The organism is Rhizobium sp. CB3171, from assembly GCF_029714265.1.
In the GTDB taxonomy this organism is placed as follows: Bacteria; Pseudomonadota; Alphaproteobacteria; order Rhizobiales; family Rhizobiaceae; genus Rhizobium.
In genome coordinates this window covers 1,004,140-1,020,203 of the sequence record NZ_CP121652.1, presented here as the reverse complement: position 1 = coordinate 1,020,203, position 16,064 = coordinate 1,004,140, and the positions used below count along the sequence as shown (strand labels likewise).

Annotated in this window: 14 protein-coding genes; 8 read left to right on the top strand and 6 right to left on the bottom strand. The window is 59.1% G+C overall.

The annotated features are described in order from the left end of the window. Positions 1–6 precede the first annotated feature (6 nt). Positions 7–1,191 carry an MFS transporter gene (locus tag QA648_RS05025; protein WP_104822708.1) on the top strand — a complete coding sequence of 395 codons (1,185 nt, stop codon included), beginning with the start codon at positions 7–9 and terminating at the stop codon, positions 1,189–1,191. A gap of 96 nt (positions 1,192–1,287) precedes the next feature. Next, positions 1,288–1,455: a 50S ribosomal protein L33 gene (gene rpmG / locus QA648_RS05020; protein WP_003587245.1), complete on the top strand. Its 168-nt coding sequence runs from the start codon at positions 1,288–1,290 to the stop codon at positions 1,453–1,455. Between the two features lie 809 nt (positions 1,456–2,264). Here the strand turns inward: rpmG and QA648_RS05015 are convergent. Both QA648_RS05015 and QA648_RS05010 read right to left on the bottom strand, forming a co-directional pair. After that, positions 2,265–3,638, bottom strand: coding sequence for a PleD family two-component system response regulator (locus tag QA648_RS05015; protein WP_104822706.1), 1,374 nt, complete (start codon positions 3,636–3,638; stop codon positions 2,265–2,267). Between the two features lie 15 nt (positions 3,639–3,653). Continuing rightward, a complete protein-coding gene (locus QA648_RS05010) occupies positions 3,654–4,025 on the bottom strand; it encodes a response regulator (protein WP_007531841.1) in 372 nt (123 codons plus the stop codon). 131 nt (positions 4,026–4,156) lie between these two features. Between QA648_RS05010 and QA648_RS05005 the strand changes: the two genes are divergently transcribed. Both QA648_RS05005 and QA648_RS05000 read left to right on the top strand, forming a co-directional pair. Next, the gene (locus tag QA648_RS05005; RefSeq protein WP_283049998.1) at positions 4,157–4,465 is read left to right on the top strand and encodes a DUF3572 domain-containing protein; all 309 of its coding nucleotides are present in this window, start codon (positions 4,157–4,159) and stop codon (positions 4,463–4,465) included. 2 nt (positions 4,466–4,467) lie between these two features. Further along, entirely contained in the window at positions 4,468–5,115 is a 648-nt protein-coding gene (locus QA648_RS05000) for a hypothetical protein (protein WP_104822704.1), read from the top strand. 17 nt (positions 5,116–5,132) lie between these two features. Here the strand turns inward: QA648_RS05000 and QA648_RS04995 are convergent, their stop codons facing one another. Beyond that, entirely contained in the window at positions 5,133–5,708 is a 576-nt protein-coding gene (locus tag QA648_RS04995) for a GNAT family N-acetyltransferase (protein WP_283049996.1), read from the bottom strand. A 79-nt stretch (positions 5,709–5,787) separates the two neighbouring features. Between QA648_RS04995 and QA648_RS04990 the strand changes: the two genes are divergently transcribed. After that, the gene (locus QA648_RS04990) at positions 5,788–7,077 is read left to right on the top strand and encodes a DNA polymerase IV (protein ID WP_283049995.1); all 1,290 of its coding nucleotides are present in this window, start codon (positions 5,788–5,790) and stop codon (positions 7,075–7,077) included. Here QA648_RS04990 and QA648_RS04985 read toward each other — a convergent pair. Then, complete coding sequence (locus QA648_RS04985; RefSeq protein WP_283049993.1) at positions 7,047–8,807, bottom strand: GNAT family N-acetyltransferase; 1,761 nt, start codon at positions 8,805–8,807, stop codon at positions 7,047–7,049. The genes QA648_RS04990 and QA648_RS04985 overlap by 31 nt on opposite strands. A 192-nt stretch (positions 8,808–8,999) precedes the next feature. Here QA648_RS04985 and QA648_RS04980 point away from each other — a divergent pair, with 192 nt between their 5' ends. Further along, on the top strand, positions 9,000–10,265 hold the full coding sequence (locus QA648_RS04980) for a L,D-transpeptidase family protein (protein ID WP_283049991.1): 1,266 nt from the start codon (positions 9,000–9,002) through the stop codon (positions 10,263–10,265). A gap of 97 nt (positions 10,266–10,362) precedes the next feature. Here QA648_RS04980 and dnaE read toward each other — a convergent pair whose 3' ends face one another. Then, positions 10,363–13,860 (bottom strand): DNA polymerase III subunit alpha, encoded by a 3,498-nt coding sequence (gene dnaE, locus QA648_RS04975; RefSeq protein WP_283051221.1) that lies wholly within the window; start codon positions 13,858–13,860, stop codon positions 10,363–10,365. 357 nt (positions 13,861–14,217) lie between these two features. On the opposite strand from dnaE, the gene QA648_RS04970 reads away from it, so the two are divergent. Further along, the gene (locus QA648_RS04970) at positions 14,218–14,805 is read left to right on the top strand and encodes a hypothetical protein (protein ID WP_283049989.1); all 588 of its coding nucleotides are present in this window, start codon (positions 14,218–14,220) and stop codon (positions 14,803–14,805) included. Positions 14,806–14,901: 96 nt separating this feature from the next. Further along, entirely contained in the window at positions 14,902–15,369 is a 468-nt protein-coding gene (locus tag QA648_RS04965) for a DUF5680 domain-containing protein (RefSeq protein ID WP_283049987.1), read from the top strand. Between the two features lie 9 nt (positions 15,370–15,378). On the opposite strand, the gene QA648_RS04960 is transcribed toward QA648_RS04965, so the two are convergent. Next, the gene (locus QA648_RS04960; protein ID WP_283051220.1) at positions 15,379–16,062 is read right to left on the bottom strand and encodes an ABC transporter ATP-binding protein; all 684 of its coding nucleotides are present in this window, start codon (positions 16,060–16,062) and stop codon (positions 15,379–15,381) included. Between the last annotated feature and the right edge of the window lie 2 nt (positions 16,063–16,064).

Here is a 16,064-nt window from a genome sequence, read left to right as displayed (position 1 = left end):
CAATTCATGTTTGAACCGACGAACGGCAAGGCCGGCCATGTCGAAGAAATTCATTGGCCTTCGCTCGTCGCCGCCATTTCGTCCGTTTCCGCTGTCGGCATCGCCATCGGCCTCGGCCTTCCGCTTCTCAGCATCATCCTCGAAAAACGCGGCATTCCCTCAAGCCTGATCGGGCTCAACACGGCAATGATGGGGATCGCCGCGATGATAGCGGCGCTGATCACCACGAAGCTCGCCCACCGATTCGGTGTGGTGCAGACGATGATCTGGGCTGTCGTGCTCTCCGCGCTGAGCTCGCTCGGGTTCTATTACGCGGAAAGCCTGTTGCTGTGGTTCCCGCTGCGCCTGATCTTCCATGGAGCGACCACCACCCTCTTCATCCTGTCGGAATTCTGGATCAACGCCGCCTCCCCGCCCTCCAAGCGCGGCTTCGTGCTCGGCCTCTATTCCACGGTTTTCTCGCTCGGCTTTGCAGCCGGCCCCCTGCTTTTCTCGCTGGTCGGCAGCGAAGGGCTGATGCCCTTCGTCATCGGCGCCTGCATTATTCTGGCGGCGACAATCCCGATCTTCATCGCCCGCAACGAGAGCCCGATCGTCGACGAAAAGCCCGAGCTGCACTTTATCCGCTACGTTTTCCTGGTGCCAACGGCGACCGCCGCCGTGTTCGTGTTCGGCGCTGTGACCGTCGGCGGCGGATCATTGTTTACCAGCTATGCGACTCGGCTTGGTTTCAACGAATCACAAGCCGCGCTGCTGCTGACCGTGATGGGCGTCGGCAACTTCGTCTTCCAGATTCCCCTGGGGCTGCTTGCCGACCGCCTACGCGACAAACGGCCGCTTTTGTCGATCATGGCAGCCATCGGACTGGTCGGTGCGCTTCTATTGCCCTCGCTGGCTTCGAATTGGATACTTCTGGCGGTTATCCTGCTGTTCTGGGGCGGCTGCGTTTCCGGGATGTATACGGTCGGCCTCAGCCACCTCGGAACCCGGCTGACGGGCGCGGATCTTGTCGCCGCCAATGCGGCATTCGTTTTCTGTTACGCAGTCGGCATGGTCCTCGGTCCGCCGACGATCGGAACAGCCATGGATATCGCCAATCCCAGCGGTTTTGCCTGGGCAATCGCCTTTTTCTTTGGACTTTACGTCCTGCTTTCGGCGATACGGCTGCTTTTCATGGGCAGCAGGGGTTGACTTTTCGGGCGCGATTTGTAGTTTCGCGCCAGAATATGCCGTGGACCTCCGCACTGGCCGTCCACGGCTTTCATTTTTCTTAAAGGCAGGACGACCATGGCCAAGGCTACCACCATCAAGATCAAGCTGCTGTCGACGGCCGACACCGGTTTCTTCTACGTCACGACGAAGAACAGCCGTACGATGACGGACAAGATGACGAAGACGAAGTACGACCCGATTGCTAAGAAGCATGTCGAGTTCAAGGAAACGAAGATCAAGTAAGTTTCCTAAACTTCTGATTACAAAAGGGCGCAACCGTAAGGTTAGCGCCTTTTTTATTTTTGCTGCCTTCTTTTTCTGTGCAAAACCTTATGCAGGCACCGGAAAAACAGAAAAGCCTAAAACTCAACTTTCTGATATTAACAAAGAAAAACGCCGCGCTTCCTTTGGAAGGCGGCGTTTCGAATTGGGGGTCGGCTAGCCTGCAAAACGGCACGAGGAACCGCTTAAATTTGCTTGCCAGCCGACCGACCCCACGACCCAGGAGATGCGGCGGACCTGAGCATCATGGGGTATTCCCACGCCCTTGCGGGCCTGTGCTTGTACGGGACTAAATTTGCGCGAAATCGAAAGAAAATCAACAAATTCTTAATGATAAAAAATTCTTGTCTGCCCGAATGGTTAAAATTCCTGCCGTCATTCAGCTTTGTTGGCCTGAAAAAATGACAATCGGAAAGCGAGTAGATCTTAAAATTAAAGAGGTAATGATCGCATGCATAGCAGATTCTGATTACAGATATTTGAGCCCATTTGCATACCATAGTGAGAACCACGTTATGCATGGAATACTCATAGCTTTTCTCCATTTCAACTTCATTTATGGCAAAAATATCACAACAAATACATGCTATACATCAGTCTTCTACAAAATATAATAAGTATATTCTGCGAACTTACTGGTGTAGAATAACGGCTTATTCTCCTGTGGAAATCTGCAGTCATTGCTGTGGAGCAAAGATTACAAATTTTTAATCCTTGTTCAAAACTACCAAAATCCCATGAATATTAAGGGACCGAGACGGCACCCTTGCTCAAGCAGCCGCCGCGACGACCCGGTTGCGGCCGGCGTTTTTGGCCTCATACAGGGCGCGGTCGGCCTGCTTCATCAACTGCTCGGGGCTTTCGACCGTCTCCAAACGGGACGAGATGCCGAAAGAGGCGGTGACATTGAGAACGGCTCCTGTTTCTCGCAGCGTAACCGGCGTGGTTTCCACGGCAGCACGCAGCCGCTCGGCAACGGCGGCAGCGACTTCGGGGGACGTATCCGGCATGACCACCACAAATTCCTCTCCGCCATAGCGGCAGGCCAGATCGGCGCCGCGTACGGTGGAGCGGATACGGGCGGCAAACTCCTTCAGCACTTCATCACCGGCGTCGTGGCCATAGGTGTCGTTCACCTGCTTGAAGCGATCGATATCGGTGATCAGCACCGAGAGCGGCCGTCCACGCGTCAAGGAGCGATTGAAGAGGATCTTCAAGTGATTGTCGAGATAACGCCTGTTGTTGAGCCCGGTGAGCGCGTCGGTGACGGCGAGTTCGATCGTATGCTGCACACTGGCGCGCAGACGGTCGTTGTAACGCTTGCGGCGGATCTGCGTCAGGCAGCGCGCTACCAGCTCGTTCGGATCGAGCGGGCGGACGATATAGTCGTTGATACCGAGATCGAGCGCGCGGACGATCATCTCGTCAGCCCCCTGCTCCGTCACCAGCAGCACCGGCAGGAAGCGCGTGCGCTCTAGCGAGCGGAGCTGCGAGCAAAGCCGCAGCGGGTCGTAATTATCGAAATTCGAATTGACGACGACGAGTTCGAACGGCTTTTCCGCAGCTTCGAATAGGGCCGCCTGCGGATCGGATGTTGCGGTCACCTCGGCGATCGGCTTCAGGGCGCGGATGATACGCTCCTGCGAATTGGCGCGGCCGTCGACCAGCAACACATGGCCATTGTCGTCGGCGCGGCCTTCGCCGATGCGCAGAAGGTCGTCGATGCCGAAGTTGCGCGCCGTCTCGTTGCGCATGCGCAGCTCGTCGCTGAGTGTCTTCAGGCGCAGCAGGCTTTTGACCCGCGAAATGAGCTGCAGATCGTTTACCGGCTTGGTCAGAAAATCGTCGGCACCGGCCTTAAGGCCGCGCACGCGGTCGGCGGGCTGATCCAGCGCCGTGACCATGACCACGGGAATATGCGCGGTGCGCGGATCGGACTTCAGCCGCTCGCAGACCTCGAACCCATCCATGCCGGGCATCATGATATCGAGCAGGATGAGATCGACCTGGGTGCTGTCGCAGATCGCCAGCGCCTTCAGGCCGTCCTCCGCCGTCAGCACGTCGAAATACTCGGCCAGCAGCCTTGCTTCGAGCAGCTTTACGTTAGCGGGTACATCGTCAACCACCAATATGCGCGCGGTCATCAGTCTTCCCCGCGCTCAGGCGTCGCCCAGATAGGTTTTAATGGTCTCGATGAATTTCGGCACGGAGATCGGCTTGGAAACATAGGCTTCGCAGCCGCCCTGACGGATTCGCTCCTCGTCGCCCTTCATCGCAAAGGCGGTCACCGCGATCACCGGAATGACGTGCAGATCGTCATCCTCTTTCAGCCACTTCGTCACCTCAAGGCCCGAAACCTCAGGAAGCTGGATGTCCATCAGGATCAGATCCGGGCGATATTTGCGAGCAAGATCAAGCGCTTCCATGCCATTTCGGGTCTGGATCGTCGTATAGCCGGACGCCTCGATAAGATCGCGAAAGAGCTTCATATTGAGCTCGTTGTCTTCTACAATCATCACCTGCTTAGGCATGGAGAGCTGTCCCTGCATCCGGTATTGCATCCATTCTATGAAAATATAACGTCGCGAGAAATCGATTCCAGAAATACTTGAATCCGACGCTAGCGGCATTTGGTTGAAAAATAGGTAACTCACCGCTCAAAATGCAAAGTAACTTCAAGAACCCGAAGAAGGCGGCCGCCGATCCACAGGAAACCGCGATCGCCGTACTTGGCTGGCTGGCCAATGAGCCGGATATGTTCGGCCGCTTCCTGGCCTTGACCGGTGTCGAACCGGCACAGGTGCGCAACGCCATCAACGAACCCGCTTTTCTTGCCGGCATGCTGGATTTTTTGATGAACCATGAGCCGACATTGCTTGCATTCTGCCAGGCCAGCGGCATCGCGCCAGAAACGGTTGCCGCCGCATCCGCGCACTTCTCGCCACCCGGCCTTTCTTCAGGGGAATATTGACGATGGATGCCCCGATCGAATTGGACACATCGCATGTCCGCCTTGGCGACCGGCCGCTCATCGTCTGCGACGTTGACGATGTCGTGCTGCACTTCTTTGCGCCCTTCCTGCTCTTTCTCGATGGAGAAGGCCATGAATTCCTGCCGCGGTCCTTCCGGCTGACCGGCAACGTCATTTCGAAGGCAAGCGGCGAGGCGCTGGAAGAAATGGAGGTCCGTCGTCTGATCGACGCGTTTTTCGAGGCGCAGGAACAATGGCAGACACCGTTGGATCGCGTCGTCGACACCCTTGATGGCTTTTCCAAAGACGCCGATGTCGTCTTCCTCACCGCCATGCCGCCGCAGTTCTGGGCGCAGCGCCGCCGTCTTCTCGACAGGCTGGGCCTTTCCCATCCGCTGCTCGCCTCGCTGCAGCCGAAGGGACCGATCGTGCAGGCATTGCACGGCACGCGCACCCTGCCCGTCGCCTTCGTCGACGATATGGCGCACAATCTGCATTCGGTCCGCGACCATCTCGCAAGCTGCCTTCTCATCAACCTGAAGCCGGACTCGATCGTCCATCGCATGGCGCCGGCTGCAGCGGCCGACATTCCCCAGGCGAACGATTGGGCTCAGGCAGCGCCATTGATCCGCGCCCATATCGCCCGCTAGGTTCGCCCGCGCCGGCATTAGAGAACAAGGCGCATCAAGGGACGCCCGTCCTTTCGTTTGGCGACTTCGGAAAAGCCAGCCGCCTCGAATATGCGGAGCGAACCGACACAGAGGCCGACGGATTTCGATTGCTTCGTCCGTTCGATCGGACAGCCCTCGAGAATGCGTGCACCAGAGGCCTTGGCGAAGTTCACCGCCTCGGACAGCATGCGATGGCTGTATCCTTTACCGCGATCGCGCGAATTCATGAAAAAGCAACTGACGGCCCAGACCGAGCTGTCTTCGGCATCCTCCGGATCGAGCGGCCGTGAGACGGTTTTCGGAGAATTCCACTGCGGCAGTTCCGATCGCGGTCCAACCTGCGTCCAGGCAACCGGGCGCTCACCGATATAGCCGAGAAGGCCGGGGGGCGGGCCTGCTGAGACGCGGGCCTGCATGAATTTTTTCTTCGCCCCGCCATCCATCGTTTTGCGCTCGGATGTCGGAACGCGCAAATAGGTGCACCAGCAGCCATAACAGGCGCCGCGTGGCCCGAAGAGTGTTTCGAAATCGCCCCAGCGATCCGCCGTCACCGCTTTCAATTCCTCCAACATCTCCTCCCCGCTCTTTTCCGTCTTGAGACTCACAAGCTTAAAACATAAGGTGGCGATGTTCAATTTTTGTTCTATTTTCATGACCAGCGCGCCCGACAAAGTTTCCGGTTTTTGCCGCGATTGCCTGAGCGAGCAATCGGCAGAACGCGCGCGCTGTCGGGCCTGCGGCAGCCCACGGCTTGTCTATCATCGCGAACTCTATGGCCTGACGCTGGCGCATATTGATTGCGATGCCTTCTATGCCTCGATCGAGAAGCGCGACAATCCGGAACTGGCCGATAAGCCGGTCATCATCGGCGGCGGCAAGCGCGGCGTCGTGTCCACGGCCTGCTATATCGCCCGCATTCACGGCGTCCGATCGGCCATGCCGATGTTCAAGGCGCTGGAGGCCTGCCCGCAGGCGGTCGTCATCCGCCCGAACATGGAGAAATATGTCCGGGTCGGCCGCGAAGTGCGCGGACTCATGCAGGAGCTGACGCCGCTGGTGCAGCCACTTTCGATCGACGAGGCCTTTCTGGAGCTTGAGGGCACGCAGCGCCTGCACCATGATCCGCCGGCCCGTATCCTGGCGAAATTCGCCAAGCGCATCGAAAGCGAGATCGGCATCACCATTTCGGTCGGCCTTTCCTATTGCAAGTTCCTCGCCAAGGTCGCTTCCGACCTGCAGAAACCACGCGGCTTTTCCGTCATCGGGAGGCAAGAGGCGCTATCGTTTCTGGAGCCGCGCCCTGTGACCACCATCTGGGGCGTCGGCAAGGCCTTTGCGGCGACTTTGGAAAGTGACGGCATCCGCACCATCGGCCAGTTGCAGACCATGGAGGAAGGCGATCTGATGCGCCGCTATGGAGTCATCGGCCAGCGGCTCTTCCGCCTGTCGCGCGGCATCGACGATCGCACGGTCCATCCGAACGAAGCGGCAAAAAGCGTGTCATCGGAGACGACCTTCTTCGACGATATTTCTCGTCATGACGATCTGGTGCCGATCCTGCGCGATCTCGCGGAGAAGGTATCGCGCCGCCTGAAACGCAGCGGCATTGCCGGGCAGACTGTCGTGTTGAAGCTGAAAACGGCCGATTTCAAAAGCCGCACCCGCAACCGCCGTCTGGAAGACCCCACCCAGCTTGCCGATCGCATTTTCCGTACCGGCCTGCGATTGCTCGAGCACGAGACCGATGGGACCAAGTTCCGCTTGATCGGCATCGGCGTCACCGATCTCTGCGACGCCGCCCGCGCCGACCCCCCCGACCTGATCGACGAACAGGCAACCCGCCGCGCCGCAGCGGAAGCAGCGATGGACAAGCTCAGGGAAAAATTCGGCAACAAGACGGTCGAAACCGGCTACACATTCGGCGGCAAGCGCGAGAGCTGAATCACGGCCGGCAGCATGTCCGTCTCTTCGTCGAAAAGGGCTGCGCGATTGGCAATCGCCTGCTCGTAACTCGGCCTGATCGCAATCGCCTTTTCATAGCTCGCCAGCGCCTCGTCGGCACGACCCAGGCGGCGCAATGCGTTGCCCTTGTTGTTATAGGCAATCGCATGGCCTGGCTCCAGGGCGATCGCGCGGTCATAGCGGACGACAGCGCCTTCGAAATCCCTAGTCGCGGCGAGGATATTGCCATAGGTGCAATGGGCGGCAGCGGAGTCAGGACGCAGCTCCAACGCCCGTTCAATCTCCGCCTCCGCCTCCCTGGCCTCGCCCCGCAGCAGCAGCAATATGCTCAACCGGTGCACGGCGTCGAAATCTCCCGGGGTTTCGGCAATGGTGGCGCGACATTGCTTTTCCGTCTCGGCGCGGCCGACGACTTCTTGCTCGTCCGAGCCGATATTTGGAGCTTCATCGGGCGAGATCGCCTGCCAGAGAATGCGTGACGCCACGACTTCGCGATAGAGTGCCAGCGCCTCACCATTTGCGGGTTCGATAGCAAGAACCTGTCGGCAGCCGATTTCGGCATCGACCAAATCACCTGCGGCATACAGCTTCCTGATACGGGCAAGCACGAAACGGAGGCAATGCGGGTCCAGCCGGTCACCGAGGTTCCGGCCCGTCCTTGTGTCGATCCGGAAGCGCTCGATGCGCCGGCTGACGGAGCCGAAAATATACTTGTGCTCATAATTGCCGGCACCAAGATCATAGATTCGAAAGCCGTTCTCTATCGCCCAGCGGATCGTATAGGCATGCAGGGTCAAGCCTGGGGACAGATCTCGGATCGAGACATCACGTGCGCTGAGGAAACAGATCAGGCTCTTCCTGGGACGATCCAGAAGGACGGCGGATGCGGCGATCGCTACGCCGTCTTGCCAGAGAACCGGTAGAAAGAGATCGCCGCTGCGAAAGCAATCCGGCAGAACCGATCGCGAATTATCGAGAACATAACGCATATAGCCGGGATTGCGCCATCCCCATTGTTTCTCCCAAAGACGCAGCAGCGTCGCCAGATCCTCTTCGATGGTTGCGGCGTCGCCATGCGTTATCCGCAGTGCCGCCGAACCCTCCAGCTTGTGCAAGCAATGGCGGATATTGCGGCGTGCACGCCAATGCAGTTTCTCACGAAGGAACGAATCGAAATCGGCAGGCAGCGTCACATGGACGTAGATCTCCGGATCAATCCTTTCGGCCGCATCCGAAATCTGTGCCGGGCGCTTGACTCTGTCGCCGACAAAATCCGCCGGCGGGAAACGCTCGAGGAAGGCCCCGATGCGCGCAGACGATCGATCGATGTCGTCGAGATGCAGGCTGCGCCAATGAAAGGCGCGAATCCGATCGCCAAAGGCTGAGACAGCGGCATTGGCATAGGCCGGATCGCAGAGAATACCCGTATAGGAGGCAAAATAGGAGCCGCCCATGACGACGGTATTGTAGAAACCGTTGCTCCGGTCGAGCCCGGTACCGAGCTGGATCGGGAAGAAAGCCACATAGGCGCCGCCCTCATCTTGCTTTGCCGCCAGCACGAGCCAAGGGAGCGCACGAGAGGCGAACCAGCTCGACATCCAGGTCCAGGATAAAAAACAATGCGCCTCCGGGTCGATCTCATAGATCCGATCCCAGTCGTCTTTCAGCCCCTGCAGATCTTCCAGCTTTTCGATCACGTCCACATGCATGTCGACGCCCGCCCGGCTCCGCATCCTACAATTTAAGATTTACATAAAATACTTCCGGTCGCAATTGCGCCTATCGGACAAGCCTTTGAAGCGGGAAAAAAGCAATTCCGGTGGGCGGCTCCGCTTCAAGTCTTCCTTAAACTTCGAAGTCTAACCTGTGGCCATACGAGTATTGCGTTTTGGTATGTGTATATGAAGTCGCGTTTCTTTTTCGGGCTTGGCCTGCTGTCGGCCACGGCCCTTGTTCATCCCGCCTTCGCGGAGGATGCCCGCACATTACAGATCGTCGTATCGAAGGACCGGCAATCGCTTGCCGTCTATGACGGCGACCAGGTGGTGGCGACATCGAAGGTTTCGACCGGCAAGCGCGGCCATACGACACCGAGCGGCATCTTCTCCATTCTGGAGAAGGAGGTCTATCACGAGTCCAATCTCTATTCGGCGTCGCCGATGCCCTTCATGCAGCGGCTGACCTGGTCTGGTATCGCCCTGCACGAATCCAATTCGGTGCCGATTTATCCGGCCTCACACGGCTGCGTGCGCATGCCCAAGGCCTTCGCCAAGATGCTCTACCAGATGACCGAACGCGGCGTGCATGTCGTTATCGCCGACCGGCCGCTGGTGCCGCAGCCTTTCCAACATACCATGTTGTTTCAACCTGAAGCCGCACCCGCCGCCGCTCTGTTCTCCGATCTCGAACTGCGCCCGACGACGACCGGCTTTCTGCCGCAGGCGGAGCCGGTGCAAGTCGCCACGAACGATGTCGCCGCTCTGCCCATACCAGAGGCCGTACGGGCAGTGCCCACCGCCGATCAGGCGCCGCTTGGCATTCTCCTCACCCGCCGAGGTCTGCGGGAAAATGTCCGCGATCTGCAGGGCATCTTGAACGATATGGGCTTTGTTACCGGCACGCCGGACGGCATGCTTGGACCGGCGACGGTACAGGCGATCGCGGATTTCAAGAAAGCCCACAACATCACGACATCGGGCGGACTGGTGAGCCCGGCGCTGATGAAGGCGGTCTATGAGGTCGCCGGTAAGGGCGTACCGCCGAACGGCGAAATCATGGTTCGGCAGAATTTCAAACCGCTGTTCGAAGCTCCCGCCATCATCGCCGAGCCACAGGAAGCCCTTGGCACGCATTTCTTCACCGCCCATACGATCGACAAGGTGAACGGCAAGGCCGACTGGTTCGGCGTGACGCTGGAAGACGATCTTTCCAAGGAGGCGAAGAAGCGCTTCGGCATCACCAGCGAGGCGCAGGCAGAATCGCTCGACGCCGCCGACCGCGCGCTCGACCGCATCACCATACCCGATGACGTCAGGCGCAAGATCGAGGATCTGCTGACGGCAGGTTCGTCGCTGACGATTTCCGACACCGGCATCGGCCCGGAAACCGGCGACGGGACCGATTTCATCACCATCACCAATCGCGGCGCCCTTGGGAAAAACGGCTAGAGCGGCTAGCGTTTCACGGAATCTCAGAACCGCTCTGTCCTTTTGTTCTCTCGCAATTCCGGACGGAAAACCGCTGCGCACTTTTCCTGGAATTACTTTAGACCAGCTCGACGTCGATCACGCCGGGCGCGGTGCGTAGCGCGGCTGCAATCTCCGGCGTGATGCGGTATTTCTCCGGCAGCGCCACCTCCACCTCGCGCTTGCCCTCCTCCTTGATGACGATGAAGGAGACCAGGCCGTCGCCCTTGGCATTGAGGTGCGCGGCGACTGCTTTCAGCGGGCCGGAATCGCGGACATAGACACGCAGCGCCTTCTGCATCTGCAGCGACTTTTCCTCCAGCGACTGCGCCGTCTGTAGGCGCAGACTGATGCCTTCCGGCCGCTCGTCCGCCTGTGCGGTGATGACGAAGGATTTGCCGACTTCCAGCACGTCGCGATACTGATTGAGCACTTCCGAAAACAGCACGGCTTCGAACTGGCCGGAGGCATCGGAGAAGACGAAGATGCCCATCTTGTTGCCGGTGCGCGTCTTGCGCTCCTGCTTGGAAATCACGGTGCCAGCCAAGCGACCGTTGCTGGCCCCCTGCTTCACCGCCGCCGAAAAATCGGCAAAGGTCTGCACGCGCATCTTGTTCAGGACGTTCTTGTAAGTGTCGAGCGGATGGGCCGTGAGGTAGAAGCCGAGCACCTGGAATTCGCGTAGCAGCCGCTCCGAGGCGAGCCAGGGGGTGAAAGGCGGGAATGAGATCTTCTCAGGTCCCGAGGCAGCGCTTCCGAACATATCGGACTGACCACTTCGCTTGTTTTCCTGCGCGACCTGCGCATAGCCCATGACCCGGTCCAGTCCACCGATCAGTTGCGCGCGGTCGATATCGAAGCAATCGAAGGCGCCCGCGGAGATCAGGCTTTCCAGCACCCGGCGATTGATCTGCTTCGGATCGATGCGCAGGCAGAAATCCTCGATGCCGGCAAAAGGCTGGTCGCCGCGCACCTCGACAATATGGTCGACGGCGGATTCGCCAACGCCCTTGATGGCGGCCAGCGCATAGTAGATCCGGTTGTCGCCCGTTTCGAAATGGCGGAACGAGGTCTGGATCGATGGCGCGATGACTTCGATGCCGAGGCGCTTGGCGTCCTGGCGGAAGTCGTTGACCTTTTCGGTATTCGCCATATCGAGTGTCATCGAGGCGGCGAGGAACTCCACCGGATAATGCGCCTTCATATAGGCGGTCTGGTAGGAGACGATGGCATAGGCCGCGGCGTGCGACTTGTTGAAGCCGTAGTTCGCGAACTTGGCGAGCAGGTCGAAAATAACGTCCGCCTGCCCCTTCGATACGCCGTTCTTGACAGCGCCATCGACGAAGCGTTCGCGCTGCTGGTCCATCTCGGCCTTGATCTTCTTGCCCATGGCACGGCGCAGAAGATCGGCCTCGCCGAGCGAGTAACCAGACAGGACCTGGGCGATCTGCATCACCTGCTCCTGATAGACGATAACGCCCTGCGTCTCCTTCAGCAGATAATCGATCGTCGGATGGATCGATTCGATCTCTTCCTCGCCGTGTTTGCGGGCATTGTAGACCGGTATGTTTTCCATCGGGCCCGGACGATAGAGGGCGACCAGCGCGATGATGTCCTCGATGCAGTCCGGGCGCATGCCGATCAGCGCCTTGCGCATGCCCGCACTTTCCACCTGGAACACGCCGACCGTCTCACCGCGCGAGAGCATGTCGTAAGTCTTCTTGTCGTCGAGCGGAATGCTGGCGAGATCAAGTGTAATGCCGCGCTTGGCGACGAAATCGACGGCTGTCTTTAGAACCGTCAGCGTCTTCAGGCCGAGGAAGTCGAACTTGACCAGGCCGGCCTGTTCCACCCACTTCATGTTGAACTGGGTGACCGGCATGTCGGAGCGCGGGTCTCGATACATCGGCACCAGCTTCGACAGCGGCCGATCGCCGATGACGATGCCGGCGGCGTGTGTCGAGGCATGGCGATAAAGGCCCTCGATCTTCTGGGCGATATCGAGCAGACGGGCAACGACCGGTTCCTTGTCGGCCTCCTCCTGCAGACGTGGTTCCTCCTCGATCGCCTTGCTGAGCGGGGTCGGATTGGCGGGGTTGTTCGGCACCAGCTTGCAGATCTTGTCCACCTGGCCGTAGGGCATTTCCAGCACGCGCCCAACGTCGCGAAGGGCGGCGCGCGCCTGAAGCGAACCGAAGGTGATGATCTGCGCCACCTGCTCACGGCCGTATTTGGCCTGGACATAGCGGATCACCTCTTCGCGACGATCCTGGCAGAAGTCGATGTCGAAGTCCGGCATCGAGACGCGCGACGGATTGAGGAAGCGCTCGAACAGCAGCGAGAAACGCAGCGGATCGACGTCGGTAATCGTCAGCGCATAGGCAACGAGTGAGCCCGCGCCCGAACCGCGGCCCGGGCCGACCGGAATATCATGCTGTTTGGCCCATTTGATGAAGTCCGCGACGATCAGAAAGTAGCCGGGGAATTTCATGCGCTCGATGACGCTGAGCTCGAACTCCAGCCGCTCGCGATAGTCCTTCTCCGCATAGCCGGCCGCCATGCCGAGCGAGGAGAGACGCCGATCGAGACCTTCGACCGCCTGGGCGCGCAGCTCCGCCGCCTCGGCGCGTTCGGCCTCCTCCGGATCGTCAGTGGCGCCGGTGAAGCGCGGCAGGATCGGCTTGCGTGTCTTCAGGACGAAGGAACAGCGCCGGGCGATCTCGACGGTGTTCTCCAAGGCTTCCGGCAGATTGGCGAACAGCTTCGCCATATCGGCGCGGCTCTTCAAATAGTGATCCGGTGTCAGGCGAAAACGAGTGTCGTCCGAAACGATGGCATTGTGGGCGACCGCCATGAGGGCGTCGTGGGCCTCATAATCCTCACGCGTCGGGAAGAAGGCCTCGTTGGTCGCGACCAGCGGCAATTCATGCTCATAGGCGAGCGCGATCATCTTCTGTTCGTGGCGACGATCATACGTGCCGTGACGTTGCAATTCGACATAAAGCCGATCACCGAACAGGTCCTTGAGCGTCAGCAGACGCGACAGCGCCTGCGGCGCGTGGCCTTCCTTCAACGCCATATCGACCGGACCGCCAAGCGAACCGGTCAGCGCGATCATACCGTCCGTGCCGATTTCCTTCAGCCAGGAGGCTGTGATATGGACAGCCTGATTGCCTTCGCCGCCCAGATAGGCGCGGCTCACGAGATCGACCAGCCGCTCATAGCCCCGCTCCGTAGCGGCGAGCAACACGATGGACGGCAGCTTGGCGAGCGCCTGTTGCGGGCCGCGCTTTTCGCCCTCGACACTATCTTCCATGTCGATCGACACCTGGCAGCCGATGATCGGCTGCAGGCCCTCATCCATCGCCTTCTGGGAAAACTCCAGCGCGATGAAAAGGTTGTTGGTATCGGTGATGGCGATGGCCGGCTGATTGTCGCCCGCCGCCTTGGCGAGGATCTTCTTTAGCGGCAATGCGCCTTCGAGCAGAGAATATGCGGAATGGACGCGAAGATGCACGAATTCCGGCGTATCTCCGACCGGCGCACCCGCTGCGCCGCTGTTCATCATATCCGCCATCATATGCCTTTCCGCATGCCCAAATGAATCGGCTGCATTTTCGGCATAGCGGACGATAAAGTCCATAAGTTGACTTCATGATTCACGGGCGCATCGCGACACCCGTGAGGATAAGTTTCACATCGCCATCATGATGAGGGAAAAGCTGGCGACAAACATGACGATGGAGGTGAATGCTGCAACGTCTCGAATGATATCGGTCATTTACGCGCTCCTTACTCGTTATGTTTCTTTTTTGTTCTATTTATGTTCGAGAGTCAATAGCTGCATCAATAATTTTCATCATCAGTATTTTGAAGAGTATCAATGGACGGGATCACAACCCTAAGCTATGAAAACGCGAAGGGAGGGATCACGATGAAACCACTTGCCTGCGCTCTCATTCTGCTTTCGGTTACATCCGCGGCTCACGCTGACGATACCATTGCGCCCGACCGCATCATCGACGCGGCGGTCGGCGATTGGAACAAGGACGGTAAGCCGGACCTTGCTTTGCTGGCGTTGGCCGCGCCAGACGACGAGACCACGATCGGCATCTATATTTATCTCCGCGACAAAGAACATCAGTTGCTCAAGCTGGCGGCCGCCGCACCCGACAAAGTATGGGGCCGAGGCGAGCCGGGCGGTATCTTCGGTCAGGAGCCTTCGATCACGGCGCTGCCCAATGGTTCGATCGCCGTCATGTCCCAGAATGACGCGATCGGGCGCGACCGCTGGCATCAGACGCTCACCCTCGCCTTCCGCAACAACGCCTTCGTCGTCGCCGGCTACACCTTTGATTACCGGGACAATCTCGACGCCGATAGAAGCTATAGCTGCGACTACAATGTCCTGACGGGCAAGGCGACGAAGAGTGGCAGGGAACTCCAGACTGAAGCCAAAACCATCAAGATCCAGGACTGGAAAGACGATATCGGCCGGAAAGCTTGTGGGGAAAACACGTAGCGGCTTTTCATTTGTTCACTGTATGTTCTTTACTTGCTATCGAGCGCGTGGCATTCTGTGCCCTCACCAAGAATGGAGAGGGTAATGGAGAGGGTCATGCCGGATCTTGCCGCGCTGAACGATTTTATTGTTGCCGCGAAGGCGGAGACCTATGTCGGCGATGGCGAGAGGCTGCCGTCCTGCCGGAGCGGCTCGCATGACATCGGCTATGCCAGCGGCCGCTGGCGCTATCTCGATAGCTACTTCGGCGGCACGGATTTCGCCGGACAGGAAGTCGTCTGGTACGATGACGAGCCGGTCTGGGCGATGAATTATTTTGGACGAATCGTCGAGCCCGATCTGATCGATGGCAGGGCTGCAGGGATGGTCATCAAGGCGGCGCTCATGCGGCTCTACCTCGATGAAAAACGCTTTCTCGGCGGTTTCGAATTCGCCCATTCATTTGGCCAGTATGTCGATCGCAGTACCGGCGGCTGCGATCATTTTATCGGCCATGAGGTCATCCTCGTAAACGGACGCAAGGCCTATGAGCTGGATTACCGCGGCGGACTGATCGTCCCTTGATGGGCACCGTCAGAATTCGACGACCTTACCGTCATGGATAGTCACGCGGCGGTCCATACGAGCCGCCAGTTCGTGATTGTGCGTGGCGATCAGCGCGGCAAGCCCGGACTGGCGCACCAGCGCCTCCAGCGCGTCGAAGACATAATGCGCCGTATCGGGATCGAGGTTGCCGGTCGGCTCGTCGGCCAAAAGCACCAGCGGTGCGTTGGCAACGGCGCGGGCAATCGCGACGCGCTGTTGCTCACCGCCGGAAAGCTCCGCCGGGCGGTGATCGGCGCGATGACCAATGCGCATATAGTCGAGGAGCTGGGCAGCGCGAGCGCTCGCCTCTTTCCGGGAGAGACCGGAAATCAACTGCGGCATCATGATGTTTTCCAGCGCGGAAAACTCGGGCAGCAGATGGTGGAACTGATAGACGAAGCCAATCTCGCTGCGACGGACGGCCGTGCGCTTTTCATCGGACAGTCCCCCGCAGGCCTGGCCATTGATCGTCACCTCGCCGCCATCGGGATGTTCGAGCAGGCCGGCAACGTGCAGAAGCGTCGATTTCCCCGTTCCCGACGGCGCGACCAGGGCAACGATCTCGCCGCTGGTCAAGGCGAAATCGGCGCCCTTCAGGATCGACAGCCGCGTTTCGCCCTGCCCGTAATGACGCTCCACGCCCGTAAGCTGGAGAACGACGTTGCGTTTGATCA